Genomic DNA, 26,181 nt, shown 5'->3' on the forward strand with positions numbered 1-26,181 from the left:
TTCGCCCTGCGCTTGTCGAAGGGCCTTCCCCGCGCCTAGGGTGCCCAGCGAGCAACCAGGAGACCACGATGGCATCGGCCCCCGCGCCACAGAAACCCAAGGGCTGGCGCCTGTTCAAGCTGGCGCTGCAATCGCGCAAGTCGGCCACGATGCTGGGTTTCGGGTTCTCCTCCGGGCTGCCCTATGCGCTGCTGATCGGCACGCTCAACGCCTGGCTGGGCGAAGTGAAGATCGATCTGGCCACCATCGGCGTGCTGTCGTGGATCGGGCTGTCCTATTCGTTCAAGTTCCTGTGGTCGCCGCTGGTCGATCGCCTGGCGCTGCCGGGGCTCGAGCGGCTCGGCCGCCGCAAGAGCTGGATCGCGCTGTGCCAGGGGGTGCTGGTGCTCAGCTTTGCCGGGCTGGCCGCCACCGATCCCGCCCGTGCCATCGGCACGTTTGCGCTCTTCGCATTCCTGGGCGCGCTGGCTTCGGCCACGCAGGACGTGGCGATCGATGCCTGGCGGATCGACGTGGCCGACGAACAGGCCAGCGTCGAGCTGCTCTCCTCGATCTATCAGTTCGGTTATCGCATCGCTTCGATCGTGGGTGGGGCGCTGGCACTGGTCATGGCCGGGCGGATGAGCTGGCCGCTGGTCTATCTGCTGATGGCCGGGCTGATCGGCCTGGTCTTCGTGGTCACGCTGCGCGCGCCCGATACGCCGCGCGCCGAGCAGGGCGCCTTGCACGCCACGCTGGGGCAGGTGGGTGAACTCAACGCGGGCGCCCGCACTGCCGCGCTGGCGGTGGTGGGGGCCAGCTGGGCCTGGGCGATTGCCACGATCGTGCTGTTCATGGTCAAGATGCTCAGCCCGCTGGGGCCGGGGGAAAAGCACCCCTCCGTCGCCAGCTTCACGCGTGAAACCGGGCCGTTGATCGTGCTGGCCACGGTGGCCGTGCCGCTGCTGGTTTCGGCGGTGGTCAACGCGCTCAAGACGCGGCAGGTGGCCGTACTTGCCGCGCCCGACATGGCCCATGGCCCGGTGCGCACGGCGATGAACCATCTCTATGTGGCGCTGGTGGCGCCGCTGGCCGAACTGGTCGGCCGCTTGCGCTGGGGCGTGCTGATCGTGGTCGGCATGATCCTGACCTACACCTTGTGCTACAACATGTGGGCCAGCTTTGCCTTTCCGTTCTATCTGGAATTCCTGCACTATTCCAAGGACGAGGTGGCTTTTGCCTCCAAGCTGTTCGGCATTTTCATGACCATTGCCGGGATCAGCCTGGGTGGCTTCCTGTTCGTGCGGCTGGGGCGCATGCCCACGATCCTGATCGGTGCGGTGCTGCCGATCCTGGGCAATTTCGTCTATGCCGATCTGGCCGAAGGCGCCCCGTTGATTGACCGGGTGGGCCATGCCATTGGCCTCCACGCGCTGTTCGGCGCGTTCGGGTTCGATGATCGCATGGTGCGCCTGCTTCTGGCGATCAGCTTTGAAAACATCTCTACCGGCATCGCCGGGGCGGCGTTCGTCGCTTATATGTCGGGCATCGTCAGCCGCAGCTACACCGCCGTGCAATATGCGCTGCTATCCTCGCTCACGTTCCTGATCGGCTCGCTGGGGCGCGGGATCGCGGGCGAGGCATTCGACCTTTATGGCTATGCCACGGTGTTCCGCTATGCCGCGCTGGCCGGTGGGCTGGCGGTGGTCTTCGTGCTGCTGGAGTGGGCGCGGGTCTCGCGCGGGGCGAGGCCCGGCGCCAACGTTTAATCCGGCACTTCCCCGTTGCGTGCCAGCACGTCTCCGGCAAGGTAAAGCGAGCCGACGATCAGCACGTCGCCGTCCGCCGGCAGCGCGGCCAGGGCCGCTTCCACATCGGCAAAGCTGCGCACCGGCAGGGCGCTGTGCGCGGCGAAATCCTCGGGCCGGTGGGCATCGTGGCCGGGCGCGGGGACGACCGAGATGGACAGCGCATGATCGCCCAGCGGGGTGAGGATCGCGCCGGGGTCCTTGTTTGCCAGCATGCCGATGACCACGTGCACCGGGGGCTGCGCGGCGAGGTGGCGGGCGATGGCAAGGCCGGCATCGGGATTGTGTCCGCCATCGAGCCACACCGTGCGCCCCGGCACTTGCGCCGTCAGCGGCCCGGCACCCAGCCGTTGCAGACGGGCAGGCCAGCGCGCGGCGCGGATGCCATCGGCCATGGCCTGCGGGCTGACGTCAAGGGCGCTCTGGTGGCGCAGCATGGCCACGGCGAGCGCTGCGTTTTCTGCCTGGTGGGCGCCCGCCAGCGCGGGTAGCGGCAGGGTAAGCGATCCGCGCTCATCGCGATAGACGATTGCGCCCTCCACGCTGGCATCCCACGCCGCGCCGCGCGGCACCAGGATGCCGCCTTGCGTCGCGGCCGTATCGGCGACCACTTGCGCTGCGTGGGGCGGATAGGCCAGCGTGACCAGCGGCACGCCCGGCTTGGCGATGCTGGCCTTTTCAAAGGCGATGCGCGCCAGCGGATCTTGCGCCGCGGCGGCGGGAATGCCGGGATCGGGTGAAAGCAGGAACGCCTCGTGATCGAGGCCCAGCGTGGCAAGGCCGGCGCAGGCCGCGGTGGGGAGGATGTTGGTGGCATCCAGCCGTCCGCCCAGACCGGTTTCGATGACGCAGGCGTCCGCCGGCACGCTGGCAAAGGCCAGGAACAACGCGGCGGTGGTCACTTCGAAAAAGCTCGGCTTCAGGTCTGGCTCTGCGGCGTCGAGCGCCCGCTTGAGCAGATCGGCCAGCAGCGCATCGTCGATCAACTGGCCGGCCAGGCGAATGCGCTCGTTATAGCGCACCAGGTGCGGCTTGGTGGCGGTGTGCACGCGCAGGCCCTGCGCTTCCAGCATGAAGCGCAGGTACGTGCAGGTGGAACCCTTGCCGTTGGTGCCGGCCACGTGGAACACGGGCGGCAGCCGGTCTTGCGGGTTGCCCAGACGCGCGCAGAGCTCACGCACGGTGTCGAGGCCCAGCCGCCCTTGCGGCAGCGACAGCGCGCCCAGCCGATCGAGCTGGGCCTGCACTGCCGGATTTTCGGAAATCGCGAAGTCCTTCACGAAACCCCCTCCCGCCGATCCACCCCCGCGCGGGCGCGGGGGCGGGGCGCGTTCGTGTCAGGCGGCCTTGGCGGCCATCAGGTAATCGATGGTTTCAGCCAGGGTGGCGCGCAGGTTGTGGCGGTGCACCACCATGTCGATCATGCCGTGGGCGTGCAGGTATTCCGCGCGCTGGAAGCCTTCGGGCAGCTTTTCGCGGATCGTGTCCTGGATCACGCGCTGGCCGGCAAAGCCGATCAGGGCACCCGGCTCGGCAATCTGCACGTCGCCCAGCATGGCATAGCTGGCGGTCACGCCGCCGGTGGTCGGATCGGTGAGAACCACGATATAGGGCAGGCCCGCCGCGTGCAGGCGGCTGATCGCCACGGTGGAACGCGGCATCTGCATCAACGACAGGATGCCTTCCTGCATACGCGCGCCGCCCGCCGCCGTCACGGCGACATAGGGGCACTTTTCGCGGATTGCGCGCTCGGTGCCGGCGATGAAGGCATTGCCAACGGCCATGCCCATCGATCCACCCATGAACGCGAATTCCTGCACGCCGACCACGGCCTTCTTGCCTTCGATCCGGCCCACCGCGTTGGTCAGCGCATCGGGATGCGGGTTGGCGGCGCGGGCGGCCTTGATGCGATCAGCATACTTCTTGGTGTCGCGGAACTTGAGCGGGTCTTCCTTCACCTTGGGCGCGGGCAGCAGGACGAAACCGGGGTCCATCAGCTGTGCCAGGCGCGCATCGGCGCCGATGCGGCCATGGTGGTCGCAGCGCGGGCAGACCGACTGGTTGTCTTCATACTCCTTGGTGAACAGCATTTCGCTGCACGAAGGGCACTTGATCCACAGGTTGTCGGGCGTATCGCGCTTGGGGGTGAAGGGCAGCGCGTTGCGAACGCGGTTGATCCAGCTCATGCAATGTCCTTTCGCGCCGCGTGCACGGCCGCGCTCAGTGCCGCGACCAGGTCACGCACCGGGCCGGCGGCATCGGCGCCGTGTTGGGCCACGAGATCCACCAGCGCGGAACCGACGACGACGCCATCGGCCACGGCGGCAATGCCACCGGCCTGTTCGGGCGTGCGCACGCCAAAGCCCACGGCAACGGGGATCGTGGCGGTCTGCTTGATCCGCGCCACCGCCTCTTGGATCGAGGCGAGCGCGGCCGATTGCTTGCCGGTGATGCCGGCAACCGAAACGTAATAGAGGAACCCGCCCGAACCATCGAGCACGGCGGGCAGCCGCGCCGCATCGGTGGTGGGCGTGGCGAGGCGAATGGGCGAAATGCCGTGCGCGCGCAGCGCCGGGCCCAGTTCCGGGTCTTCCTCGCTGGGAATATCGACGCAGATCACGCCGTCCACGCCGGCATCGGCGCAGGCATCGGCAAACCACTGGGCGCCGCGCGTGATCATCGGGTTGGCATAGCCCATCAGCACCAGCGGCACGTCAGGGTGACGGGCGCGAAAACCCTTGGCGATGGCCAGGATATGCGCGGTCTTGGTGCCTGCGGCCAGCGCGCGCAAGTTGGCATTCTGGATCGCCGGGCCATCGGCCATGGGGTCGGTGAACGGCATGCCCAGCTCGATCACGTCGGCCCCGCCAGCCACCAGCGCATCGAGAATCGCGGGTGTCGCTTCGGGCGTCGGGTCCCCGCCGGTGACGAAGCAGACCAGCGCGGCGTGGCCCTTGGCAAAGGCGGATGAAAGGCGGGACATGGTCAAGCCCTCTCCCCTTCGGGGGAGAGGGTTGGGAGAGGGGCAAGCCGCGCATCTGCCAACGCCTGCGAGAGCATTTTCAAAACACCTTCCATCGTCTTCGTCACTTTCGGGCAGCGCACTACGTTATTCCCTGCTGGATGCAAAGGGGCGCACCTTTATCGTCGTCACCCCGGATCAAGTCCGGGTGACGATGCATGAGGAGGCTAGGGCGTTCCGCCCTTACAGCTCTACCCCCAGGTGCTTGGCGACGGAGAAGATGTCCTTGTCGCCACGCCCGCACAGGTTGGCCAGGATGATCTGATCCTTGTCCAACGTCCGCGCCAGCTTGGTGACAGCGGCGATGGCATGGCTGGGTTCGAGCGCGGGAATGATCCCTTCGGTGCGGCAGAGCAGCTGGAAGCCGTCGAGCGCCTCGGTATCGGTCACCGAGGTGTATTCCACCCGGCCGATGTCCTTGAGCCAGGCGTGCTCGGGGCCGATGCCGGGATAGTCCAGGCCCGCGCTGATCGAATGGCCTTCGGTGATCTGGCCATCCTCGTCCTGCAACAGATAGGTCTTGTTGCCGTGGAGCACGCCAGGGCGCCCCCCGGCAAGGCTGGCCGCGTGTTCCTTGTCCAGCCCGTGGCCGGCCGCTTCCACGCCCAGCATCTTGACCGAAGGATCATCCAGGAACGGATGGAACAGGCCGATGGCGTTGGAGCCGCCACCGATCGCGGCCACCAGCACATCGGGCAGGCGGCCGACGCGCGAGAGCATCTGCGCCCGCGCTTCGCGGCCGATCACGCTTTGGAAATCGCGCACCAGTTCGGGATAGGGGTGCGGGCCCGCGGCGGTGCCGATGATGTAGAACGTGTCGTGCACATTGGCGACCCAGTCACGCAGCGCTTCGTTCATCGCATCCTTGAGCGTGCCCGCGCCCGAGGTGACCGGCACCACTTGCGCGCCCAGCAGCTTCATGCGGAACACGTTGGGCGCCTGGCGCGCCACGTCGGTGGCACCCATGTAGACCACGCAGGGCAGCCCGAAACGCGCGCAGACGGTGGCCGTGGCCACGCCGTGCTGCCCGGCGCCGGTTTCCGCGATGATCCGCGTCTTGCCCATGCGCATGGCCAGCAGGATCTGGCCGATGCAGTTGTTGATCTTGTGCGCGCCGGTGTGGTTCAACTCGTCGCGCTTGAACCAGACCTGGGCACCCTTGCCTTCCGGCGCGCTCTTGGCCAGTTCCTCGGTCAGCCGGGGCGCGAAATAGAGCGGGCTCGGCCGGCCGACATAGTGTTCGAGCAGATCGTCGAACTCGGCCTGGAACGCCGCATCGGCCTTGGCCTTGCGGTATTCCGTCTCGAGATCGAGGATCAGCGGCATCAGCGTTTCGGCAACATAGCGGCCCCCGAACTGGCCGAAGTGGCCACGCTCGTCGGGCTGATTGCGGAAGCTGTTCGGGTTCTGGACAGTCATGGTCCAGCCGATTGGCAGAGGGCGCGGCGCTTGTCCAGATTCATGGCCCAACGGGCGGTTGCGGGCCATGGGCCCCCGCGCGACGTGCCCGGTTCACGCTTCGGATTTATGCAATTCCATTTCCGCAATTTGCACCATTGCGCGTTCATCCTGGCGTAATGTGCCGGCGTTAGAGAGCGTTTTGCAACGTCGTGAAGGCGGTCCTGTAATGGGGCCGCCTTTTTGTGTTTTCAAATACTGCAACGATACTTTCTGTCTATTTGTTCAGAAAAGAAGAATCCTTTCACAAATGACAGAAACTGTGGCAAAAATGCCATGTGTACTATGTTAGAGTCAGAAATGTCATTTTTCTGACTTGTTGAGGATTGAGGCGCGGACTACTTGCCCACTCGACCGCCGCGCAAAACGGCGGCTTGAATGCAAGGAGGTTTATTATGCGTCTCGTTCTTCTCGCGCTCGCCGGTACCCTGGCTGCAGCTGCCCCGGCTATGGCCAACGAGGTCCGCGTCGAAGCGCACAGCGGCGTGCTGTGGAATCACGACAGCACCGATGCCACGGCTGGTGTCGCTGCCGGTTACGACTATGACCTTGGCCCTGCCGCATTCGGTGGCGTCGAAGTGTCGGCCGACAAGATCCTGAACAGCTATGCCAAGCGCGTTTCGGTTGGCGTTTCGGGTCGCCTGGGTGCCAACCTGGCCGGCACCAAGCTCTATGCCGTGGGCGGCTATGCCACCACGCCGTGCTCTGACTGCGGCGGCGCATGGAACTTCGGCGCCGGCGTGCAGAAGTCGTTCCTGCAGAAGTTCTACGGCAAGGTGGAATACCGCCACTACATCGCCGACGAAGGCCTGGGCAACCGCGACGCGGTGACCGCCGGCGTGGGCTTGAAGTTCTGATCGCACCGATCCGAACAGCGGGAAAAGGGCGGCGCGCGAGCGTCGCCCTTTTTCGTTGCGGCACCGGCCCGCTCTCCCACCCGACCTCCCAACGATAGTACCCTATGGGAGGTCGGGTGGGGGAGAGGGCCGGTGCCGCATATCCGGCAAAGCCGGACCTTCAATTAGCCGAACGCGCGGCGCGGCAGAAGGCCTGGATGCGGCTTTCGTCCTTGACCCCGGGCGCGCTTTCCACGCCGGACGAGACATCGACCAGTTCGGCGCCGGTCTGGCGCACCGCATCGGCAACGTTATCGGGTGAAAGACCCCCGGCCAGGCCCCAGGCGGTGGCGCCGCGATAGGTTTTGAGCAAGGTCCAGTCGAACACCAGGCCCAGGCCACCGGGAATGGCAGCGCCCTTGGGCGCCTTGGCATCGAACAGCAGCAGATCGGCCGCGCCGGCATAGCGGGTGGCGGCGGCAACGTCGGCAGGGGCGGCGATGGACAGCGCCTTCCACACCGGCAAGCCAAACTGCGCCTTGAGCTGGGCGGCGCGTTCGGGCGTTTCCGCGCCGTGGAGTTGCAGCACGTCCAGCCGGGCGGCGCGCACGGCCTCGGCAATCGTGGCGTCATCGGCGTTCACGAACAGCCCGACCAGGCGCGCACGCCCGGCGTTGCGGGCGCCAAGCGTGGCGGCATCGCGCACCGATACGTGCCGGGGCGAAGGGGGGAAGAACACGAGGCCGGCGTATTCGGCGCGCGCGGCAAGCGTGGCGTCGAGCGCGGCACTCGTGTTGATTCCGCAGATCTTGATAGCAGGGGCTGGCATGACCAGCCCATGTGGCGGCTTGCTTACTGCGGTGCAAGCTCGAACGTGATGGTGACCGATGCGCTCACGTCCAGTTCGCCGGCGGCAACCGGGCTTGGTGCGGCGCTCATCATCATCTTGTCGGCGCGGGCATAGAGCATCGGCGGCTGGGGCGACCAGCCGCCGGTTTCGCTGATGGTCAGAATGCGTACCACCTTGAGGCCGGCAGCGCGGGCATAGAGTTCGGCGCGGGCGCGGGCCTTGCTCACCGCGTCGACTCGCGCTTCGTCCTGGGCCACGTCGGGCTTGTCGAGCTGGAAGCTCGGGCCGTTCACTTCGTTGGCGCCGGCTTTCACCAGCGTGTCGATCACCTGGCCATAGCGGGCAAGGTCGCGCTGCTTGACCTGCACCTGGTTGGTGGCGCGATAGCCCACGATCACCGGATCGCCTTCGGTGCTGCCGTCGGGCAGGCGCTTTTGCTGGCCATAGACCGGGCTGACCGAAAGATTGCTGGTCTGCATGTCACGCGCGGCCACGCCGCTGGCCTTGAGCGCGGACAGCGTGGCATTCATCGCGCGGGCATTGGCGGCCAGCGCTTCGCTCGCCGTCTTGCCTTCGCTGGTGACGCCGGCGGAGAACACCGCCAGATCGGGCACGCGCGTGGTGCGGCCTTCCGCCTGGACGGTCAGGACGGTAGCGCCGGGGCTGACGACCGGGGCGGTCTGCACCGCTTGGGCATGGGCGGGAACGGCAAGCGCGGCCAGCGGCAGGGCGGCAATGCTGGCGGCAAGGATCAGGCGCTTCATCGGGGACGGTCTCCGTTTGTTACGGTTCAGGCATGGCCGAAGCGAGCTTGCGGCGCGCTGAACCGTTGCAGGGGAAACCGTTCAGGTAAGCGGGCGTTCCAGCACGACCATGGCAAAATCGACCGCCATGGTGCCGGGGAACGGGCGGGTTTCGCCGGTGCGGACATAGCCGCGGCGCTCGTACCAGGCGATCAGTTCAGGGCGGCGGTCGATTACGGTCATTTCGATGGCGCGGGCGCCCAGTTCCGTCTTGGCCATGGCATCGCACTGCGCCAGCAGCGCCCGCCCCAGGCCCCCGGCCTGCACATCGGGATCAACGCAGAGCATGCCGAGATAGGCCTTGCTGCCGGGCAAGCCCACCAGTGTGACCGTGCCCACCAGTGCGCCATCCCCGGCTTCGGCCACGATCACGCGCTTGTCGGCGGCGGCAAGCGCGGCGGCGAGTTCTGCGTCCGACGTGCGTTCGTCATCGAGCAGATCGGCCTCGTGTGTCCAGCCCTGGCGCGCGGTGTCGCCGCGATAGGCACGTTCCACCAAGGTGCGCAGCGCGGGCAGGTCAGCCAAGGTGGCCAGCCTGAACTTTGGCTCCACAGCGGTCGGCATGGTGCTTACAGCGTGGCTTCGATGGCGCGGGCGGCGGCCACCGGGTCTTCGGCGCGGCTGATCGGGCGGCCGATCACCAGGCACGATGCGCCGGCATCGCGGGCGGCGCGCGGCGTCATGGCACGCTTCTGGTCGCCCAGTGCGGCGCCCTTGCCTTCGGCCGGGCGCAGGCCGGGCACAACGAAATAGCCATTCTTCCAGCGGCGGTGGACTTCGCCCACTTCGTGGCCCGAACAGACGATGCCATCGAGGCCCGCTTCCTGGGCAAGGTCGGTCAGGCGCAGCACCTGGTCGTGCGGGGTGCCGGCAATGCCGGTGCGGGCCACGTCGGCATCGTCCAGGCTGGTCAGCACGGTTACGGCCACCACCTTGCACGCTTCGCCGGCCGCCGCCTTGGCGTCTTCCATCATCGCCCGCCCGCCAGCGGCGTGGATGGTGACGATCGCGGGCTGCAGCACATGGATCGACTGCATCGCGGCCGCGACCGTGTTGGGAATGTCGTGCAGTTTCAGGTCGAGGAAGATCGGCAACCCGATCTTGGCCATTTCCAGGACGCCGTGGTGACCATGCGCGCAAAAGAATTCCAGACCCAGCTTCAACCCGCCGACGTGCCCTTTCACCTTTTGCCCCAGCGCCACTGCGGCATCGAGGCGGGGAAGATCGACGGCAAGATAGATCGGGTTGCTCACGGGTGGATGTCCGGCTGGGCCGCATCAATGGCGGCATCGGTGGCGGGATAGGTGCCGGCCTGGCTCACCAGGCTCGACTCCAGAGTGGCGATGCGGCGCTTGAGGCGCCAGCGGCGCAGGCGGCCCGCCGCCCAAGGCGGCAGGAACCCGGCCAGGAAAAAGACCAGCGCGACAAATCCCACCGGCCAGTCGAAATGCAGATACCCGGCGCCATAGGGCCAGAAATTCACCCGCGCGGTTTCCGCGTTCATCACGATGAAAGCGGCAAAGGCCGCAACGAGGGCGAGCCACAAGACGATGCGGATCTGCTTCATGTGTGGCGCTTCACCTTCAACCTGCCGTGCCCCATGCACGGGTGGCGGACATTAGGCAGATTGTAAACGAAGCGCCAGCACTTGCATTATTCGCCGAACACGCGGGCGAAGATCGTATCCACAGCCTTGAAGTGATAGTCGAGGTTGAACTTTTCCTCGATCTGCTGCGCGGTCAGGGCCTTGGTCACGTCCTCGTCGGCCTTGAGCAGTTCGAGCAGCGAAAGCTGGCCGTCGGATTCCCACACCTTCATGGCGTTGCGCTGCACCAGGCGATAGGCCTCGTCGCGCGTCACGCCGGCCTGGGTCAGGGCCAGCAGCACGCGCTGTGAGTGGACCAGGCCGCCCATGCGATCGAGGTTCTTCTGCATCCGCTCGGGATAAACCACCAGCTTGTCCACCACCGAAGTCAGGCGGGCGAGGGCGAAATCGAGCGTGATCGTGGCGTCGGGGCCGATGAAGCGTTCCACCGACGAGTGCGAGATATCGCGCTCGTGCCACAGCGCCACGTTTTCCAGCGCCGGGGTCACGGCCGAACGCACCACGCGGGCAAGGCCGGTGAGGTTTTCGGTCAGCACCGGGTTGCGCTTGTGCGGCATGGCGGACGAACCCTTTTGCCCCGGCGAGAAGTATTCTTCCGCTTCGAGCACTTCGGTGCGCTGCAGGTGGCGCACTTCGGTGGCCAGGCGCTCGATCGAGCTGGCGATCACGCCCAGCGTGGCAAAGAACATGGCGTGGCGATCGCGCGGGATCACCTGGGTGGACACCGGCTCGACGCTCAGGCCCAGCTTTTCGGCCACGTATTCTTCCACGGCCGGATCGATGTTGGCAAAGGTGCCCACTGCGCCGGAAATGGCGCACGTGGCGATTTCGGCCCGGGCATTGACCAGGCGCGTGCGGCAGCGCGAAAATTCGGCATAGGCCTCGGCCAGCTTCTTGCCGAAGGTGGTCGGTTCGGCATGGATGCCGTGGCTGCGGCCGATGGTCGGGGTATACTTGTGCTCTGTCGCCCGGCGCTTGATCGCGGCGAGCAGGGCGTCGATGTCATCCAGCAGGATATCGGCGGCGCGGGCCAGCTGCACCGCCAGCGTGGTGTCGAGCACGTCGGAGCTGGTCATGCCCTGGTGCATGAAGCGCGCCTCGGGGCCAACCTGCTGCGCCACCCAGTCGAGGAAGGCGATCACGTCGTGCTTGGTCACCGCTTCGATCGCGTCGATCGCGGCCACGTCGATCGTGGGGTTGGTCGCCCACCAGTCCCACAGCGCCTTGGCGCCGCTTTGCGGCACCACGCCCAGGTCACCCAGCTTCTGCGTGGCATGGGCCTCGATCTCGAACCAGATGCGATAGCGCGCTTCGGGTTCCCAGATCGCGGTCATCGCGGGGCGGGCATAACGGGGGACCATGGTTCGACTCCGGAGTTGACAGGTTTGCTGGTGCTCGCCCGCCCGCTACGGGCGTGCGGCCGTTAAGGCAAGGGGCAGGGGCGCCAGCGTGCCGGATCGGCCCGCCCTGCCACGCCGTTCCCCCCGGTTCGGCATGGCAAGGCGGGCCGGCCCCGTGCGCGCCGCCGGCGGCTGCACGGGGATCGACGAACGATCGGGGCAGCCGGGGAAAGAGGCGCCAGCCGGTCGAAGCGTCGAATCGCGCGGAAATTACAGCGCGAGAGTGAGCGCCACGGAGGCGACGTGGTCGCTGCTGTCGAGCTTGCCGGGGCGGATGCCGTGCTGGTTGAGATAGCCGGCTTCGACCGATAGCGTCTTGGTGATCGGCGCATTGACGCCGATGAAATTGCGCATGCGTTCCTCGCCGTTGACGGTCTGGAAGATGGTCTTGTTCAGGTCGATAAAGCTTTCGTGGCTGGCCACGATCATGACCTTGCTGTCTTTGGCCACCGGCAGGCTGGCCTTGATGAACGGGCGCAGGCGCCAGCCGGTGCCGGGCATGTTGTCGCGCCAGCGTTGTTCCAGACGCATGCGGCCGTTGAACCGCACCGGGCCCAGGTGGGCGAAATTGTCGAACGAGACCTGCTGGCGGAAACGACGCTCCATCACCGCGAAATCGCCGTGCAAGTAGTTGGGATCGTGGGTGTAGCCGAGCCACACGGTGAAGGTCTTGTCCAGCTTGTAGCCGACCATGAAATTGTCTTCGAGTTCGTAGAACCCGCGCGTGTTGCCGGTGCGCAAGATGGTTTCGTTGGACACGCGCCAGTGGGGCCCGGCCTTGGCGGTGACGGTCAATCCGCCCCAGCCCTGCGTGTCGGTGTCTGCGCGGGCGGCGCCGGGGGCAAGCATACAGGTAGCGGCCAGGGCGGCGCCGAAAATGCAAGGCAGGATACGCATGAGGCGAAGTGTCCGTTCAGGGCTGTTGGCCGCCCCTATGACGTTTTGATGACACATTCGTGACAAAGGATTGACGCAAAATAGACGGAATTGATGGCGAGGGGCGCCGCATTTTCGGGGGTTTGGGATGATCCTTGCGCTATGCTGTGTTTCGTGAAATATAGCCTGGGGTGACAAAATATGACACTGCGGCTTGGCCGCGGTGCAGTATCCAGGGGCAATAGATCCATGAATTCAGCGACGAAACGCCACTTGTGCAAAGTGGCGCCGGCCGGGCTCGCCCTGGCGGCACTCCTGGTTATGCCGGACGGGGCGCGGGCGGATTCGGCTGCCGATCCGCAACCTTTGCCCGGGCCGGCCAACGATATCGTCGTGACGGCGCGCCAACGGCCCGAACCGGCGCAGCGCGTTCCTGCGGCGTTGAGCGTGGTGGGCGGCGCGTGGCTCGATCGGTCGCTGGCGGTCAACACCCAGGCGCTGACCACGCTGGTGCCTGCGCTTGCTTATTCCTCAGCCAATCCGCGCAACACGGCCTTTACCATTCGCGGCCTGGGATCGAGCGTCGTGGCGGTGAGCCAGGCCAACGACGGGCTGGAGCCGGGCGTGGGCTTTTATGTCGACGGCGTGTACCACGCCCGCCCGGCGACGGCGGCGTTCGACTTTTCCGATATCGAGCGGGTGGAAGTGCTGCGCGGCCCGCAAGGCACGCTGTTCGGCAAGAACACCACAGCCGGGGCGATTTCCATCACGTCGCGCCTGCCGTCCTTCACGCCGGCCGCCAGCGAGGAAGTCAGCCTGGGCGAGCGCCGTTATGTGCAGGCGCGGGCCATGGCGACCGGGCCGCTGGTGGACGATGTGCTGGCCTATCGTGTCGCGGGCCTGCTTACGCGGCGTGACGGGGTGATCCACAATGTACGCACCGGCGCAGACCAGAACAGCGTGGACAACCAGGCCTTGCGTGGCCAGCTGCTGTTCACGCCTTCGGCCAGCATGCGGCTTCGGTTGGTGGCCGATTATGCCCGCTTTGGCGGCGAATGCTGCACCCAGGTTTACCTGCGCGTTGGCACCAGCCAGCGCAGCGCCTCGCGCCAATATGCCGCGCTCGCCGCCGCTGCCCACTATGCCCCGCCCAGCACCAATCCTTATGACCGATTGACCGATATCGACGCTGCGCTGGGGGTGAACACCAACGAAGGGGGCGTTGCCGCAACGCTGGACTGGAACCTGGGCGCCGCCACGCTCACGTCGGTCAGTGCCTGGCGCTTCTGGAACTGGGACGCGGCCAACGATCGCGACTATACCGGCCTGCAGATCCAGACCACGCAGCACATCCCCTCGCGCCAGGATCAGATCAGCCAGGAACTGCGCCTGGCATCCAACGGCGATCATCGCCTCAGCTATGTGGCCGGGCTCTATTATTTCCGCCAGGTCATCACCGGGCACCCGATCTCGATCTATGGTTCCTATGGCGCGCCGTGGCTGCTGGGCACGACCACAAGCAACGGCACGGCGATCCCCGCCAACCTGCTCGACGGCTATGGCCAGACTGGCAACACGCGCTATGCCGTCAGCAGCTATGCCGCCTTTGCCGAGGCGAACTGGAAAGTACTTCCGCGCGTGACGCTGACCGGCGGCCTGCGCCAGACCTGGGAAGACAAGAACGGCCAATATGCCACCACCGTGTTCGGCGGGCCGGCGACCAGCAACGCCGCGCTGATCGCCGCGCAGCTTTCGGTGCTGCGGCCCCAATCCTATACCGCGCGCAACAGCGATGCGAGCCTTTCGGGACGGGCCAACCTGGCCTGGCAGGTGACCCCCTCGATCATGGCCTATGCCGGCTATGCCCAGGGGTTCAAGTCGGGCGGGATCAACATGTCGGGCCTGCCGCTCGACAGTGCCAACCAGCCGGTGCTGGCCACGGCGGTGATCCGCCCCGAACGCAACGTGACGTGGGAAGGCGGGATCAAGAGCCAGTGGTGGGACCACCGCCTGACGCTCAACCTGGCGGCCTATCGCACCACGGTGCGCGATTTCCAGGCGACGATCGTCGATTCCAGCCAGACCGTGGCCCTGCGCGGCTATCTTTCCAACATTCCACGGGTGCGCGTGCAGGGGGTGGAAGCCGATGCCGCGCTGCACTGGGGCGGGCTGACGCTGACCGGCGCCCTGGCCTATGCCGATGGCCGCTATACCGATTATCCCAAGGGGCCGTGCCCGCTGGAAGTGCAGACGGCGGCCACCACGGCGTGCGACCTCACCGGCAAGACGCTGACCGGTCTGTCGCGCTGGACCGAGACGCTGGGCCTGGACTATCGCCTGCCCATGGCGCGGGGCGAATGGGTGCTGCACAGCGACACCGCCTGGCGCACCAGCTATAACGGCGATCCCTCGCTCTCGCGCTATACCATGATCGACGGTTATGCGCTGACCAACGCCAGCCTCGCGTGGCGCAGCCGCCGCGATGGCGGGCCCGGCGTGGAACTGGGGGTGTTTGCGCGCAACCTGTTCAATGCGGACTATATCCAGAACCTGACGATCCAGGCGGGCAATTCCGGCTTGATCCTGGGCACGCCAAGCGATCCCCGCACCCTGGGCGTGACGTTCCGCGCCTGGCAGTGAGGGGGTACGGCGGCGCGCCTTGCCCTCCGCCAGGCTTGCGGCCTGCCACCTCCCCATCAGGAATGGGGAGGAGTAGTTCCCCTGATCCTCCCTGCCGCACAGCGGTGGGGAGGGGGACCGCCGGCATTGCCGGTGGTGGAGGGGCACCTTCCCGTCGGCACACCGCGTCCCGGCATCGGCGCACATTTCTCCCCGCAAGGCAGGGGGCAAAGAGCGTGAAACAGTGGCCGATGGATCGGGCAGGAAAAGCCGCGCCATGCCGCAAGGGCTGGGCGCGTGGGTGGGCGGGTCGGGCGGCGACACCGCCCGACGGATAGCAGATGCCACGACTTCCCCAGCCTGTGGCAACCCTCCGGAGCTATGGCCAATCCGCCTGCTCCCGGCCTTGTTCCATCGATGCCAATGTCGCTTCCCTTACACCCCCTGCTAAGTGAAGACCTGTAGAGCAGGGCCAGAAGCGGGCGGCGAAGTCATCCCGCAATGCCTTGGGTTTCGACCGACATTGGGCGGTTTGGGCGGGCAGGCGCGTTTGTGTTGCCAAAAATTACACTGCTTTTCGGTGGTTGCCGCGCTGCCGCAATCGCTCGGTTTCGGACCGATTGGCAACGCTCGGTTTTTCCGATTGCTGCATCTGTTTCGGTTTGCAGCGAGGCGTGGTCCATGGCACCCCATGGCCATCCGAAAAGCCTTGCAAGAGGATGCCCCCATGCTGCCTTATCCCGCGCTTTTGCGCCTGCGCCGTGCCATGCTCGCCGGCGCCATGCTGGCCACACCCCTGGCACTTGCCGCCCCCGCCCGGGCCGACGAAGGGATGTGGACGTTCGATGCCTTTCCCGCCGCGCGGATGAAGCAGGATTATGGCTGGGCGCCCGACCAGGCCTGGCTCGACCGCGTGCGTGCCTCGGCCGTGCGGCTGACGGGGGGTTGTTCGGCCAGCTTCGTTTCGGCCGAGGGGCTGATCCTCACCAACCACCACTGCGTGGTCGATTGCGCGCAGAACCTGTCGAGCGACAAGGAAGACCTGGTCGCGAACGGCTTCATTGCTGCCCGGCGCGAGGATGAGCGCAAGTGCCCGGGGCAGCAGGCCGAAGTGGTAACGGTCATCACCGACGTGACCGCCGCGGTGAAAGGCGCGATCGGCACGCTGGCGGGTGAAGCGCTGGTCAAGGCGCGCGACGCCAAGATTGCCGAGATCGAGAAGGCCGGGTGCAAGGACACGGCCACCACGCGTTGCCAGGTGGTAACGCTGTTCGGCGGCGGGCAATACAAGCTTTATACCTATCGCAAGTATTCCGACGTGCGGCTCGTGTGGGCGCCCGAATTCCAGGCGGCGTTCTTTGGCGGCGATCCCGACAATTTCAACTATCCGCGCTATGCCCTCGATGCCGCGTTCCTGCGCGCCTATGAAAACGGCAAGCCGGTGAAAGTGGCCGCGCACCTGAAATGGAGCGCGCGGGCGCCCCAGCCGGGCGAGGCGACGTTCGTGGTGGGCAATCCCGGCTCTACCCAGCGGCTGTTCACGATGGACCAGATCGCGTTCCAGCGCGAGGTTTCGCTGCCGATCACCAACACGGTGCTGTCCGAATTGCGCGGCCGGCTGATCACCGCGATGGAGCAGAGCCCCGAGCGCAAGCGCGAGGGCGGAGACAGCCTGTTCGGTTTTGAAAACGCGCTCAAGGTTTATATCGGGCGGCAGAAGGCGCTCAACGACCCCGCCTTCCTGAAGATGCTGGCCGATAACGAGGCGACGCTGAAAGCCAAGGTGGCCGGCAATGCCGCGATCGGCGATCCCTGGACGCAAGTGGGGCAGGCGGTGGCCGCCTATCGCAACATCTACGCCGCCTATCGCTTTACCCAGCCGATGGGCGACCTTTACGGCTATGCTGAAACGCTGGTGAAAGCCGCGATCGAGCGGGGCAAGCCCAATGGCGAGCGCCTGCCCGGCTACACCGACAGCGCGCTACCGCTGCTGGAAAAGCAAGTGCTCGACGCCAAGCCGACCTACCCCTGGCTCGAACAGCTTGAGCTGGAGTGGAGCCTGTCCAAGGCGCGCGAATACCTGGGCGCCGACGATCCCGACACGCGCCTGATGCTGGGCAAGGAAAGCCCCGAAGGCCTGGCGGAACGGCTGGTTTCGGGAACGAAGCTGGCCGATCCCGCCGTTCGCAAGGCACTGTGGGAAGGGGGCGCGGCCGCGATTGCCGCCAGCACCGATCCGCTGATCGTCTATGCCCGCAACCTGGAGCCGCGCCAGCGCGAACTGCAAAAGGCAGTGGACGCGCAATACCAAGGGCCGCTGGTGGCGGCCGGGGCCAAGCTCGCCGATGCGCGCTTTGCCGCCTATGGCGCGACGCTCTATCCCGATGCCACGTTCACGCTGCGCATCAGCTATGGCAAAGTGGCGGGATGGAAGGAACGCGGGGCCGACGTGGCGCCGGTGACGACCATCGGCGGCGCGTTCGACCGCGCCACCGGCGCGCAGCCGTTCCTGCTTGCCAAGGGCTTTACCGCGCACGAGGCACAGATCGCCAAGGCCACGCCGTTCGATTTCGTGACCACCAACGATATCATCGGTGGCAATTCCGGCTCACCGGTGGTCGACAAGGACGGCGCCGTGATCGGCGCCGCCTTTGACGGAAACATCCATTCGCTGGGTGGGAACTATGGGTACCAGGGTGACGTAAACCGCACCGTGGTGGTCAGCACCGCCGCCGTGCAACAAGCGTTGGAAACGATCTATCCGGCGCCCGCGTTGGTGCGCGAACTGGCGTCGAAGTGAAACACCTTGGCCCCGTCGGCGCCAGCCTCGGCGCCGGCGGCGGCCAACCGCCGCGCGCGCAGCCCGTTCTCTTCCCGGCCGATATAGTCGCGGGTGAGGGGCAGCGTGTCGCGATGGCGCACCAGTTGGAACTGGAAATTCACCATATCGGCATGTTCAAACGCGGTGGCGGCACCGGCCAGGTAGAATAGCCACATGCGATAGAAGCGCGCATCGAACAGCGCCTCGATCTTGTCCTTGTTGGCCACGCAGCGATCGTACCAGGCGCGCAGCGTGGGCGCATAGTGGCGGCGCAGCACTTCCACGTCGGTGATCATCAGGCGGTTGGGTTCGACCGCCGCCACCGTCTCGCTCATTGCCGGGATATAGCCGCCCGGGAAGATATACTTGCGCGTGAAATCGTCGGTCACGCTGGGCGGGCCGACGCGGCCGATGGTGTGCATCAGCATCACCCCGTCTTCGCCCAGGATATTGTGGCACTGACGGAAATAGGCGCTGAAGTTGGGCACGCCGACATGCTCGAACATGCCCACCGAGACGATGCGATCATACGTATCGGTCACGTCGCGATAGTCGGTCAGGCTGAAGGTAACGTCGCCGTCCACCCCTTCGCGCCGCGCCCAGTCCTGGGCATAGGCAAGCTGTTCCTTGGACAGGGTGATGCCGTGCACGCTCGCGCCGGTCAGCTTGTGCAACTGGATCGCCAGGCCACCCCAGCCGCACCCGATATCGAGCACGCGCAGGCCTGGGCGCAGTGCCAGCTTGGCGGCGATATGTTCCACCTTGGCGTGCTGGGCTTCTTCCAGCGTGGTCACCCCTTCGCCCCAATAGGCGCAGGAATACTGGCGCAGCGGATCGAGAAACAGATCGTAGAGGCGATCATCCAGATCGTAATGATGGGCCACGTTGCGGCGCGAGGCGTTGCGCGCGTTCAACTGGTCGATCCGGCCGGCGATGTTGAGCCACAGCTTGCGCAAGGGGCCGGGATTGTCGATGTCTCCGGCGCGTTCCCACGGGTTGTTGGCGCGCACGAAGCTGATGAAATCCATGATGTCGCCGCCCTCGATGCGGACGCGATCATCCATGAAGGCCTCGCCCAGGCCCAGGCTGGGGTTGCGGGCCAGATAGCCCGGGACCTTCTTGTCCATCAGGCGCAGGGTAAGATTGGGCCAGCCTTCCTGGGCCACGCCAAACACCCGGCTGCGGCCATCTGCTTCGATTACTGTCAAGGTACCGTGGCGGATCAGGCGTTTGAGCACCGGACCCAGGATCAACATGGACATCGTGAATAAAGCTCCGACGGACCCTCCCCGCATGTCCACTATGCACAAGCGCGGCCCGCCTGCAAGCGGGCCGCACCGATTATTCAATATCCTGATTTTTCAGGATGTGTGCGTTGGAGTCTGATCCAAAATTCGCCGCTGGGCGAATTTTGGGTTCGGCGCCGGCCCGCTCCCCACCCGGCCTTCCAGAAGGTACGCTTGCGTGGGAGGCCGGGTGGGGGAGTGGGCTGGTGCCAAACCAGCCGGGACTACGTCATCGACGTAGTCCCGGATCAGAACCTTAACGGCAGCGTGCGTTGCCGCGATCGATTTCGCGGCCAAGTAGACCGCCACCCACGGCGCCCAGCAGGGTGCCCATGGTGCGATCGCCACGCGTGTCGATCGCGCGGCCCACCAGGGCGCCACCGGCGGCGCCGATGATCAGGCCGGTCGTGCCGTTGCTGCGCTTGCAGTAGTAGCGGCCGTCGCGGCCACGCCAGATGCGCTCGTCGCGGCCGATCGGACGGGGCTCGCGATAGCGGCCGCGATCGTCGAAGCGGTCGTGACGGCCATAGCCGTGGCCACGGCCGTGGCCCGGATCGGCCATGGCCGGTGCGGCGGGAAGAACGATGGCGGCCATGACCGCGGCGAGAATGGTCTTCTTCATGGGGTATGCTCCCTGCTTGGTCCGAAAATTCGTGACGGTGAACCCGGTTTTGAGCGATGCGATCCACAACCGGCGATGAACGTCTCGTTGTCTTTCATGTTCCGGGGCAAAGCGAGCCGCCTGCGCGACGGGTTGTGCCTTGCCGGGCGCGGGGCTGGTCGATAGTCATGGTCGAATGTTGCTCGATCTTGTCGATGTTTTCGTTTCCGGCCCGCTTTCGGGCAATCCCCTGGCCGTGGTGCGCGGGGGCGATGCCCTTGATGCCGATGCGATGCTGGCGTTGACGCGCTGGCTGGGTTTTTCGGAAACCACCTTTCTGCTGCCACCCACAGATCCTGCCGCCGACTATCGGGTGCGGATTTTCTACCCGGCCGGCGAATTGCCTTTTGCCGGCCACCCCACGCTGGGCACGGCCAAGGCCTGGCTGGCGGCGGGCGGCGTGCCGCGCACGCCTGGGCTGGTGATCCAGGAATGCGGCGTTGGGCTGGTGGACGTGCGCGTGGAAGACGATGTCCTGGCGTTTCGGGCCCCGGCGCTAAGGCGTGGGGGGCCGCTTTCGCCCGAAGATCGTGACGAGGCGATCCGCGTGGCCGGCGTGCCGGAAAGCGCGGTGGTCGATGCGGTGCATGCCGACAACGGTCCTGGCTGGCGCCTGTTGCGGCTGCGCAGCGCAGCCGATGTGCTGGCTGCCGTGCCGGTTGCGAGCGCGCCGGTGCCCACCGATGTGGGCCTGATTGGCCCCTGCGCGCCCGGCGCCGACAGCGATTTCGAGCTGCGTGCGTTCTTTACCAACCCGCAGGGCAAGATCGTGGAAGATCCGGTGACCGGCAGTCTCAACGCCGCCGCGGCGCAGGTCGTGTTTGCCGCGGGCCTGGCCCAGCACCGCTATGTCGCCACGCAAGGGCGCCGCACTGGCGCCGACGGGCGCGTGGTGCTGACCCAGGATGGGCAAGGCGCGGTCTGGGTGGCCGGCGGCGTGCGGCTGGTGAGCCAGGGCGGGGTGGTGGAGGCCTAAGGCAGCCTCCTACCCCAACGCAGCCTGCTTTTCGGCGGCCAGGCGGTCCATCTCGGCGCGGCTGCGGCGTTCGGCAGCGGTCTTGAGCTGGCCGCAGGCGGCATCGATGTCGCGTCCGCGCGGGGTGCGCACCGGAGCGGAAATGCCCGCTTCGAACACGATTTCGGCAAAGCGCTTCACCCGTTCGGGGGTGGAGCATTCATAAGGCGCGCCCGGCCAGGGGTTGAACGGTATGAGGTTCACCTTGGCGGGCAGCTTGTACTGCTTGATCAGCCGCACCAGTTCGCGCGCGTCATCGTCGCTGTCGTTGCGATCCTTGAGCATCACATATTCGAAGGTGATGCGCCGGGCATTGCTGGCGCCGGGATAATCGGCGCAGGCCTGGAGCAGTTCTTCCAGTCCGAACTTGCGGTTGATCGGCACGATTTCGTCGCGCACGTCCTTGGTCACGGCGTGGAGCGAAACCGCCAGGTTGACGCCGATTTCCTCGCCAGCGCGGGCCATCATCGGCACGACGCCGGCGGTGGACAGGGTGATGCGCCGCTTCGACAGGGCAAGGCCGTCGCCGTCCATCACCAGCTTGAGCGCATCGCGCACGTTGTCGAAGTTGTAGAGCGGCTCGCCCATGCCCATCATCACGATGTTGGTCAGCAGGCGACCATCGGCGGTGTAGCTGCCTTCGTCCTCGTCCAGATCGAGGTCGTCCGTGGCGCTGGCCATCGATCCCTTGGGCCATTCGCCCAGCGCATCGCGCGCCAGCATGACCTGGCCGACGATTTCGCCCGGCGTCAGGTTGCGCACCAGCTTCATCGTGCCGGTATGGCAGAACCGGCAATTGAGCGTGCAGCCCACCTGGCTCGACACGCAAAGCGTGCCGCGGTCGGCATCGGGAATGAACACCATTTCAAAGTCATGGCCATCGGCCGTGCGCAGCAGCCACTTGCGCGTGCCATCGGTGGAAACCTGCGCTTCCACCACGTCTGGCCGGCCGATCACGAACCGTTCCGCCAGCCACGGGCGCATGGTCTTGGCAATGTCGGTCATCGCCTCGAATTCGGTCACGCCACGGTGATAGAGCCAGTGGAACACCTGCTTGGCGCGCAGCTTGGCCGCCTTGGCATCGAGCCCGGCGTCCTGGAACAGCGTGGCGATCTGCGGGCGGGGCAGGCCGATCAGATCGGTCCGGCCATCCTCGCGCGGGGTAACCGGGCGCGGCACGGGCACGGGATCGATATGGCCGGGAATCGGCATGGACACGGGAAGCGAAGTGGGGGCGTTCATGCCCCGCCATATACGCATTTGTGGGAAAATCGCCAGAGGGCGCCGTTTCCCGCTGCACGCAGCGATTGTTTGTTTGGAAATCCGGCTTTGCCGGATTTGCGGCACCAGCCCGCTCCCCCACCCGACCTCCCAACGATAGTACCCTATGGGAGGTCGGGTGGGGGAGCGGGCTGGTGCCGCCCAAAAAATGCGCCATGGCGCATTTTTCAAACGGACTCTCAGCGGCGCAACCACCCGGTAATCGCCAGGCGCGGCGCCCCGGCAAAGGGCGTGACTTGCGAAACCGAATGGCGCTGCGGCACGCGGAACAGGTGCAGCGCGTTGTGACGCGGCGCCAGCGCGCGCTGCACATCGCCGGCATCATCGTGGAACATCAGCAACCCGCCCCATTCCACCCGCCACTGCGGCGTGAGATTGAGGACATAGGCCGCGACCCGGTTTTTTCCGGCGACATTGTCATCATGGCAGGTGAGAAAGTGGCCAGGCAGATAGCGCGTGGCCTGGCCATCGACCAGCCGGATGGCCGGTTCCCCGGTCAGCGTGCGAAAGAGATCGAGCCATGGCGGCGTGTTGAACGCGCTCACCAGCCGGTCCACCGGCCAGTTGCGCGCGGCCCGCTCGGCCGGATCGTCGGACACGCGCAGCGAATCGAACAGGAACTGAAAGCCATCGCGGGCCTGGGCATGCACCGCATCGAGCAGGGCGGCCTGCCGCTGCGGATCGAGCGCGGCGCGGGCCTTGGCATCAAGATCCCAGACCTTGTCCCCCTGGTTGAGCACGCGGGAAAACGCTGCTTCTTCGCCCATCCAGCGATGCAGGGCATCGGCAGTTGCGGCGGGCAAGACCGGGGTCAGGCGCACATGGCCAGACGCGGCCAAAGTGGCCGTGGCGGCCTGGCACGCGGCAGGGGTGATGGCGGGCGAAAACGGGTTGGCCATGTCGCCTCCTAGCGCGATGCACGCTGTGGCGCAAATGCCACAGTTTTCTTGTTGTGCTGTGTTCATGAAACCGGATCGCCTCTGAGGCCGTTCGTTGCAGGTCTGTCGGGTCGCAGCAAGGTTGCCAAATTGGAATGTTCCAAAAGGAACTGGCAACCGGCCGACAGAAAAGAACAGTTCGCATGGAGTTGAACCGCTATGAAGACCATTCTCGCCAGCGTCGTCGCCGTTTCGGCGCTTGCCGTTGCAGCCCCCGCCTTTGCCCAGGACACTGCGGGAACGCCTGACGCACCGAACCGCACCTTTGTCGGCCCGCGTGTTGGCGCCGTTCTGGGCTATGACATCAGCCGTTCGGGCAGCTCGGTGGACAACGACAGCACCCGCGACCAGAAGCAGTCGATCGACGGCCTGCTCTATGGTGGTGAAATCGGCTTTGACGTGCCGGTTGGAACCAATCTGGTTGTCGGCGTGGAAGGTGAAGCGACTGGCAGCACCGCCAAGTGGACCAATCGGTTCGAACCCAACACGTTCAACCTGGGCCGCGTGAGCGCCGGCCGTGACCTCTATGTCGGCGGTCGCGTTGGTTATGCCATGTCGCCCAAGGCCATGCTCTACGTGAAGGGCGGCTACACCAACATGCACTACAAGCTGCAGGGCACCGACGGCACCACCTCGGAAGACTACCGCATCACCACTGACGGCTATCGCGTCGGCGGCGGTCTGGAATATGCCTTCAGCCCCAAGACCTTCGGCAAGATCGAATACCGTTATTCGAACTACAGCCGCGCCAACTTCAACTTCAACGGCAACACCAGCGACCGGTTCGACATCGATACCGATCGCCACCAGATCGTGGCCACCTACGGCCTGCGCTTCTGATCACGGGTTGATCGTCTGTTGCAAGGGCGGGCCGGGGGAAACCCCGGCCCGTTTTGCTGTGTCACGCGCCGATGCAGCCAAGCGTTGCTGCATCCATGGCCGAAGCGGCGCCGGTCAGGCGATAGCTATCGCGAAAGGTGCGCCCATCGCGGCCCTTGCCGCTGACGCTCAGCGTGGTGGCCGTGCGCAGCTTGGCCACCACCGCGGCATCCATCCGTCGGTCCTGCGCCCAGGCAGCCGCTTCGCCGGCGACAAGATCGAAGCGCGCGTCGCCCAGGCTCAGGGTTACTTTGCTGCCTGGCGCAATGCGGTGTGACAGGCGCCAGTGCACTTGTCCTTGCAGGTTGCGGCGCGGCCAGGTGCCGATCGTCATGTAAGGGACCATGTCGCGCGGGCGGCTGCTGGGCGCGGGCATGGCAATGGCATAGCAGCGCGGAACCGCAGGATCGCGAAACGCCGCCCAATCGTCCCACACGCCCAGTGCATCGCGCGCATCGGCCGGCCCAGGCAGCAGCACGCCGGCCATGACCAGCGCCAGGATCAGCCTTCGGCCAGGTCGAGCCATGCGATCACGTCGTTGTCGGTGGCGATGAACAAGTCGGCCTGGATCTCTTCGCTTTGCTGGGCAGCCAGGGCCATCGCCTCTTCGAGCGGGCCATAGAACAGGGTCTGCGCCGCGCCGCCCTCGGGCCCGTCGGCCAGGTGATAGAGCCGCACGGTCGCGCTTTCATACGTGGTGCGCATCAGGCCTCGTCTCCATCGCGGCGGTGGCCATCGAGATGGCGCTTCGCCTGTTCCTCGCGCATTTGGTCGGCGGCCTTTTCGGCCTTGGTGCGGCCAAAACGGGCGCGATTGGTTGCTGCCTGGGCCTCAGCCGCCTGGCGGGCGCGGGCCTTGCGGGCTTGGCGCAAGTTGATCACTTGCGCCATCAGGCGTGCTCCGTCCCGCGCGAAGAGCCGAAGAACACCGTTTCTTCCCCATTCTCGATCAGCGCGATGGAGCCTTGCACCAACGACGGCGCGATCGGTGCGCCATGATCGGGGTGGGGCGCCAAGCCGGCCAGCAACCCGCGCAGCACGCGGCTGGAAATGCCATGCATCACGACGATATGAGTTTCGCCGGTGTGCCCCACGGCATCGATCCAGCGTTGCAGCCGGGCGGCGATCGCCGGATAATCCTCGCCATCGGGCGCCGGGCGCAGCAGGTGGTCGGCCAGCGTGATGGGGCCATGTTCGGCTTCCACATCATCATACCCACGCCCGATCCACGAGCCCATATCGATTTCGAACAAGTCGGGCGTGCGGTGCGCGGCGAACCAGTCGATCCCAAGTTCCTCGGCAATCAGCGAGGCGGTCTGCAGCGCACGGCCGGTATCGGAAATGTGCAGGCGCACGGCCGGTCGCTCGCCCAGTTCGCCGCGCAGCGCCTGGCCCATCATCACCGCCTGTTCAAAGCCCTGGCGGGTAAGCGGGGTGTGCATGGCATTGGATTGCAGGCGGCGTGCGGCGTTGAACACGGTTTCGCCATGACGCAGCACGAAAAAGCGGCCGGGCAGGGGCGTGTTCCGGTTTTCGGGGCCGTTCATGCCGGCACCGGATAACTGATGGCCATGATTTCCCATTCCTTTTCCCCGCCGGGCAGGCGCACCACGCGCAGATCGCCCACCCGCGCCCCGCGCAGCGCCCGCGCGATCGGCGCGCTCCACCCGATCAGGCCTTTGCTGGCGTCCTGCTCGTCATCGCCCACCAGGGTGAGCGTGCGGCGGTTGTCGTCCTCGTCGGCCAGTTCCACCGTGGCACCGAACAGCACGCGGCTCTGGTCTTCCTGGCGCGCCGGATCGACCACGCGCGCCGCTTTCATCCGCCGTGCCAGCCAGGCCAGTTCGCGGTCGATCTCGCGCATGCGCTTGCGGCCATAGAGGTAATCGCCGTTTTCCGAACGATCGCCGTTGCCGGCAGCCCAACTGACGATCTCGACGATGGCCGGGCGTTCGGTGCCCAGCAGGTGGTCATAGCGCGCGCGCAGGGCAGCAAGGCCGGCGGGCGTGATCGGATTGCCATCGGGTTTCATTGTCGTGCGTCT

At 66.2% G+C, this 26,181-nt stretch carries 26 protein-coding genes; 6 read left to right on the top strand and 20 right to left on the bottom strand.

Features of this window, described 5'->3' with window-relative positions; translation table 11 throughout:
• Nucleotides 1–68: 68 nt before the first annotated feature.
• Entirely contained in the window at nucleotides 69–1,748 is a 1,680-nt protein-coding gene (locus tag FHW94_RS03475) for an MFS transporter (RefSeq protein WP_246865866.1), read from the top strand.
• Here the strand turns inward: FHW94_RS03475 and FHW94_RS03480 are convergent.
• The 4 genes from FHW94_RS03480 to trpB all read right to left on the bottom strand — a co-directional run bounded on the left by FHW94_RS03480 (nucleotide 1,745) and on the right by trpB (nucleotide 6,228).
• Nucleotides 1,745–3,067, bottom strand: a complete 1,323-nt coding sequence (locus FHW94_RS03480) for a folylpolyglutamate synthase/dihydrofolate synthase family protein (protein ID WP_168554361.1) — start codon at nucleotides 3,065–3,067, stop codon at nucleotides 1,745–1,747. The two genes, FHW94_RS03475 and FHW94_RS03480, sit on opposite strands and share 4 nt — an antisense overlap.
• 57 nt (nucleotides 3,068–3,124) lie before the next feature.
• Entirely contained in the window at nucleotides 3,125–3,973 is an 849-nt protein-coding gene (gene accD, locus FHW94_RS03485; protein ID WP_168554362.1) for an acetyl-CoA carboxylase, carboxyltransferase subunit beta, read from the bottom strand.
• Nucleotides 3,970–4,770, bottom strand: coding sequence for a tryptophan synthase subunit alpha (gene trpA, locus FHW94_RS03490; RefSeq protein ID WP_168555441.1), 801 nt, complete (start codon nucleotides 4,768–4,770; stop codon nucleotides 3,970–3,972). Before trpA ends, accD begins: the two co-directional genes overlap by 4 nt.
• A 222-nt stretch (nucleotides 4,771–4,992) precedes the next feature.
• On the bottom strand, nucleotides 4,993–6,228 hold the full coding sequence (gene trpB / locus FHW94_RS03495; protein ID WP_168554363.1) for a tryptophan synthase subunit beta: 1,236 nt from the start codon (nucleotides 6,226–6,228) through the stop codon (nucleotides 4,993–4,995).
• Nucleotides 6,229–6,662: 434 nt separating this feature from the next.
• On the opposite strand from trpB, the gene FHW94_RS03500 reads away from it, so the two are divergent.
• Nucleotides 6,663–7,124, top strand: coding sequence for an outer membrane beta-barrel protein (locus tag FHW94_RS03500; protein ID WP_168554364.1), 462 nt, complete (start codon nucleotides 6,663–6,665; stop codon nucleotides 7,122–7,124).
• Nucleotides 7,125–7,284: 160 nt separating this feature from the next.
• Here the strand turns inward: FHW94_RS03500 and FHW94_RS03505 are convergent, their stop codons facing one another.
• The 7 genes from FHW94_RS03505 to FHW94_RS03535 all read right to left on the bottom strand — a co-directional run bounded on the left by FHW94_RS03505 (nucleotide 7,285) and on the right by FHW94_RS03535 (nucleotide 12,659).
• Nucleotides 7,285–7,932, bottom strand: coding sequence for a phosphoribosylanthranilate isomerase (locus tag FHW94_RS03505; RefSeq protein WP_168554365.1), 648 nt, complete (start codon nucleotides 7,930–7,932; stop codon nucleotides 7,285–7,287).
• A 23-nt stretch (nucleotides 7,933–7,955) separates the two neighbouring features.
• Entirely contained in the window at nucleotides 7,956–8,717 is a 762-nt protein-coding gene (locus FHW94_RS03510) for an SIMPL domain-containing protein (RefSeq protein WP_168554366.1), read from the bottom strand.
• Between the two features lie 81 nt (nucleotides 8,718–8,798).
• Nucleotides 8,799–9,281 carry a GNAT family N-acetyltransferase gene (locus FHW94_RS03515; protein WP_349237430.1) on the bottom strand — a complete coding sequence of 161 codons (483 nt, stop codon included), beginning with the start codon at nucleotides 9,279–9,281 and terminating at the stop codon, nucleotides 8,799–8,801.
• Nucleotides 9,282–9,325: 44 nt separating this feature from the next.
• Nucleotides 9,326–10,009 (bottom strand): orotidine-5'-phosphate decarboxylase, encoded by a 684-nt coding sequence (pyrF, locus tag FHW94_RS03520; RefSeq protein WP_168554368.1) that lies wholly within the window; start codon nucleotides 10,007–10,009, stop codon nucleotides 9,326–9,328.
• Complete coding sequence (locus FHW94_RS03525) at nucleotides 10,006–10,323, bottom strand: LapA family protein (protein ID WP_179504402.1); 318 nt, start codon at nucleotides 10,321–10,323, stop codon at nucleotides 10,006–10,008. The genes pyrF and FHW94_RS03525 overlap by 4 nt, the downstream gene beginning before the upstream one ends.
• 86 nt (nucleotides 10,324–10,409) lie before the next feature.
• Complete coding sequence (gene purB / locus FHW94_RS03530; RefSeq protein ID WP_168554369.1) at nucleotides 10,410–11,723, bottom strand: adenylosuccinate lyase; 1,314 nt, start codon at nucleotides 11,721–11,723, stop codon at nucleotides 10,410–10,412.
• A gap of 249 nt (nucleotides 11,724–11,972) precedes the next feature.
• Nucleotides 11,973–12,659: a DUF2490 domain-containing protein gene (locus FHW94_RS03535; protein ID WP_168554370.1), complete on the bottom strand. Its 687-nt coding sequence runs from the start codon at nucleotides 12,657–12,659 to the stop codon at nucleotides 11,973–11,975.
• Between the two features lie 300 nt (nucleotides 12,660–12,959).
• Between FHW94_RS03535 and FHW94_RS03540 the strand changes: the two genes are divergently transcribed.
• Nucleotides 12,960–15,278, top strand: coding sequence for a TonB-dependent receptor (locus tag FHW94_RS03540; protein WP_246865982.1), 2,319 nt, complete (start codon nucleotides 12,960–12,962; stop codon nucleotides 15,276–15,278).
• Nucleotides 15,279–15,984: 706 nt separating this feature from the next.
• A complete protein-coding gene (locus FHW94_RS03545; protein ID WP_246865867.1) occupies nucleotides 15,985–18,057 on the top strand; it encodes a S46 family peptidase in 2,073 nt (690 codons plus the stop codon).
• On the opposite strand, the gene FHW94_RS03550 is transcribed toward FHW94_RS03545, so the two are convergent.
• Together FHW94_RS03550 and FHW94_RS03555 are read right to left on the bottom strand one after the other, a co-directional pair.
• Nucleotides 18,015–19,334 carry a cyclopropane-fatty-acyl-phospholipid synthase family protein gene (locus FHW94_RS03550; RefSeq protein ID WP_168555444.1) on the bottom strand — a complete coding sequence of 440 codons (1,320 nt, stop codon included), beginning with the start codon at nucleotides 19,332–19,334 and terminating at the stop codon, nucleotides 18,015–18,017. The genes FHW94_RS03545 and FHW94_RS03550 overlap by 43 nt on opposite strands.
• 286 nt (nucleotides 19,335–19,620) lie before the next feature.
• Nucleotides 19,621–19,986: a glycine zipper 2TM domain-containing protein gene (locus FHW94_RS03555; RefSeq protein ID WP_168554372.1), complete on the bottom strand. Its 366-nt coding sequence runs from the start codon at nucleotides 19,984–19,986 to the stop codon at nucleotides 19,621–19,623.
• Nucleotides 19,987–20,161: 175 nt separating this feature from the next.
• On the opposite strand from FHW94_RS03555, the gene FHW94_RS03560 reads away from it, so the two are divergent.
• Nucleotides 20,162–21,001, top strand: a complete 840-nt coding sequence (locus FHW94_RS03560; protein ID WP_168554373.1) for a PhzF family phenazine biosynthesis protein — start codon at nucleotides 20,162–20,164, stop codon at nucleotides 20,999–21,001.
• Nucleotides 21,002–21,010: 9 nt separating this feature from the next.
• On the opposite strand, the gene rlmN is transcribed toward FHW94_RS03560, so the two are convergent.
• Together rlmN and FHW94_RS03570 are read right to left on the bottom strand one after the other, a co-directional pair.
• Nucleotides 21,011–22,282, bottom strand: a complete 1,272-nt coding sequence (gene rlmN / locus FHW94_RS03565) for a 23S rRNA (adenine(2503)-C(2))-methyltransferase RlmN (RefSeq protein WP_168554374.1) — start codon at nucleotides 22,280–22,282, stop codon at nucleotides 21,011–21,013.
• Between the two features lie 218 nt (nucleotides 22,283–22,500).
• Nucleotides 22,501–23,220, bottom strand: coding sequence for a 2OG-Fe(II) oxygenase family protein (locus FHW94_RS03570; RefSeq protein WP_168554375.1), 720 nt, complete (start codon nucleotides 23,218–23,220; stop codon nucleotides 22,501–22,503).
• A gap of 198 nt (nucleotides 23,221–23,418) precedes the next feature.
• Between FHW94_RS03570 and FHW94_RS03575 the strand changes: the two genes are divergently transcribed.
• The gene (locus FHW94_RS03575; protein ID WP_168554376.1) at nucleotides 23,419–24,099 is read left to right on the top strand and encodes a porin family protein; all 681 of its coding nucleotides are present in this window, start codon (nucleotides 23,419–23,421) and stop codon (nucleotides 24,097–24,099) included.
• A 61-nt stretch (nucleotides 24,100–24,160) separates the two neighbouring features.
• Here the strand turns inward: FHW94_RS03575 and FHW94_RS03580 are convergent, their stop codons facing one another.
• From FHW94_RS03580 to greB, 5 genes are read right to left on the bottom strand one after another with little or no spacing between them, the layout of a single operon-like run.
• A complete protein-coding gene (locus FHW94_RS03580; protein WP_168554377.1) occupies nucleotides 24,161–24,664 on the bottom strand; it encodes a hypothetical protein in 504 nt (167 codons plus the stop codon).
• Nucleotides 24,640–24,843: a hypothetical protein gene (locus FHW94_RS03585; RefSeq protein ID WP_168554378.1), complete on the bottom strand. Its 204-nt coding sequence runs from the start codon at nucleotides 24,841–24,843 to the stop codon at nucleotides 24,640–24,642. The genes FHW94_RS03580 and FHW94_RS03585 overlap by 25 nt, the downstream gene beginning before the upstream one ends.
• A complete protein-coding gene (locus FHW94_RS03590; RefSeq protein WP_168554379.1) occupies nucleotides 24,843–25,028 on the bottom strand; it encodes a DUF4169 family protein in 186 nt (61 codons plus the stop codon). The genes FHW94_RS03585 and FHW94_RS03590 overlap by 1 nt, the downstream gene beginning before the upstream one ends.
• Nucleotides 25,028–25,684 carry a histidine phosphatase family protein gene (locus FHW94_RS03595; RefSeq protein ID WP_168554380.1) on the bottom strand — a complete coding sequence of 219 codons (657 nt, stop codon included), beginning with the start codon at nucleotides 25,682–25,684 and terminating at the stop codon, nucleotides 25,028–25,030. The genes FHW94_RS03590 and FHW94_RS03595 overlap by 1 nt, the downstream gene beginning before the upstream one ends.
• The gene (gene greB / locus FHW94_RS03600; protein ID WP_168554381.1) at nucleotides 25,681–26,169 is read right to left on the bottom strand and encodes a transcription elongation factor GreB; all 489 of its coding nucleotides are present in this window, start codon (nucleotides 26,167–26,169) and stop codon (nucleotides 25,681–25,683) included. The genes FHW94_RS03595 and greB overlap by 4 nt, the downstream gene beginning before the upstream one ends.
• Nucleotides 26,170–26,181: the final 12 nt, after the last annotated feature.

The sequence above is a fragment of the Novosphingobium sp. SG720 genome (assembly GCF_012275365.1).
In the GTDB taxonomy this organism is placed as follows: Bacteria; Pseudomonadota; Alphaproteobacteria; order Sphingomonadales; family Sphingomonadaceae; genus Novosphingobium; species Novosphingobium rhizosphaerae.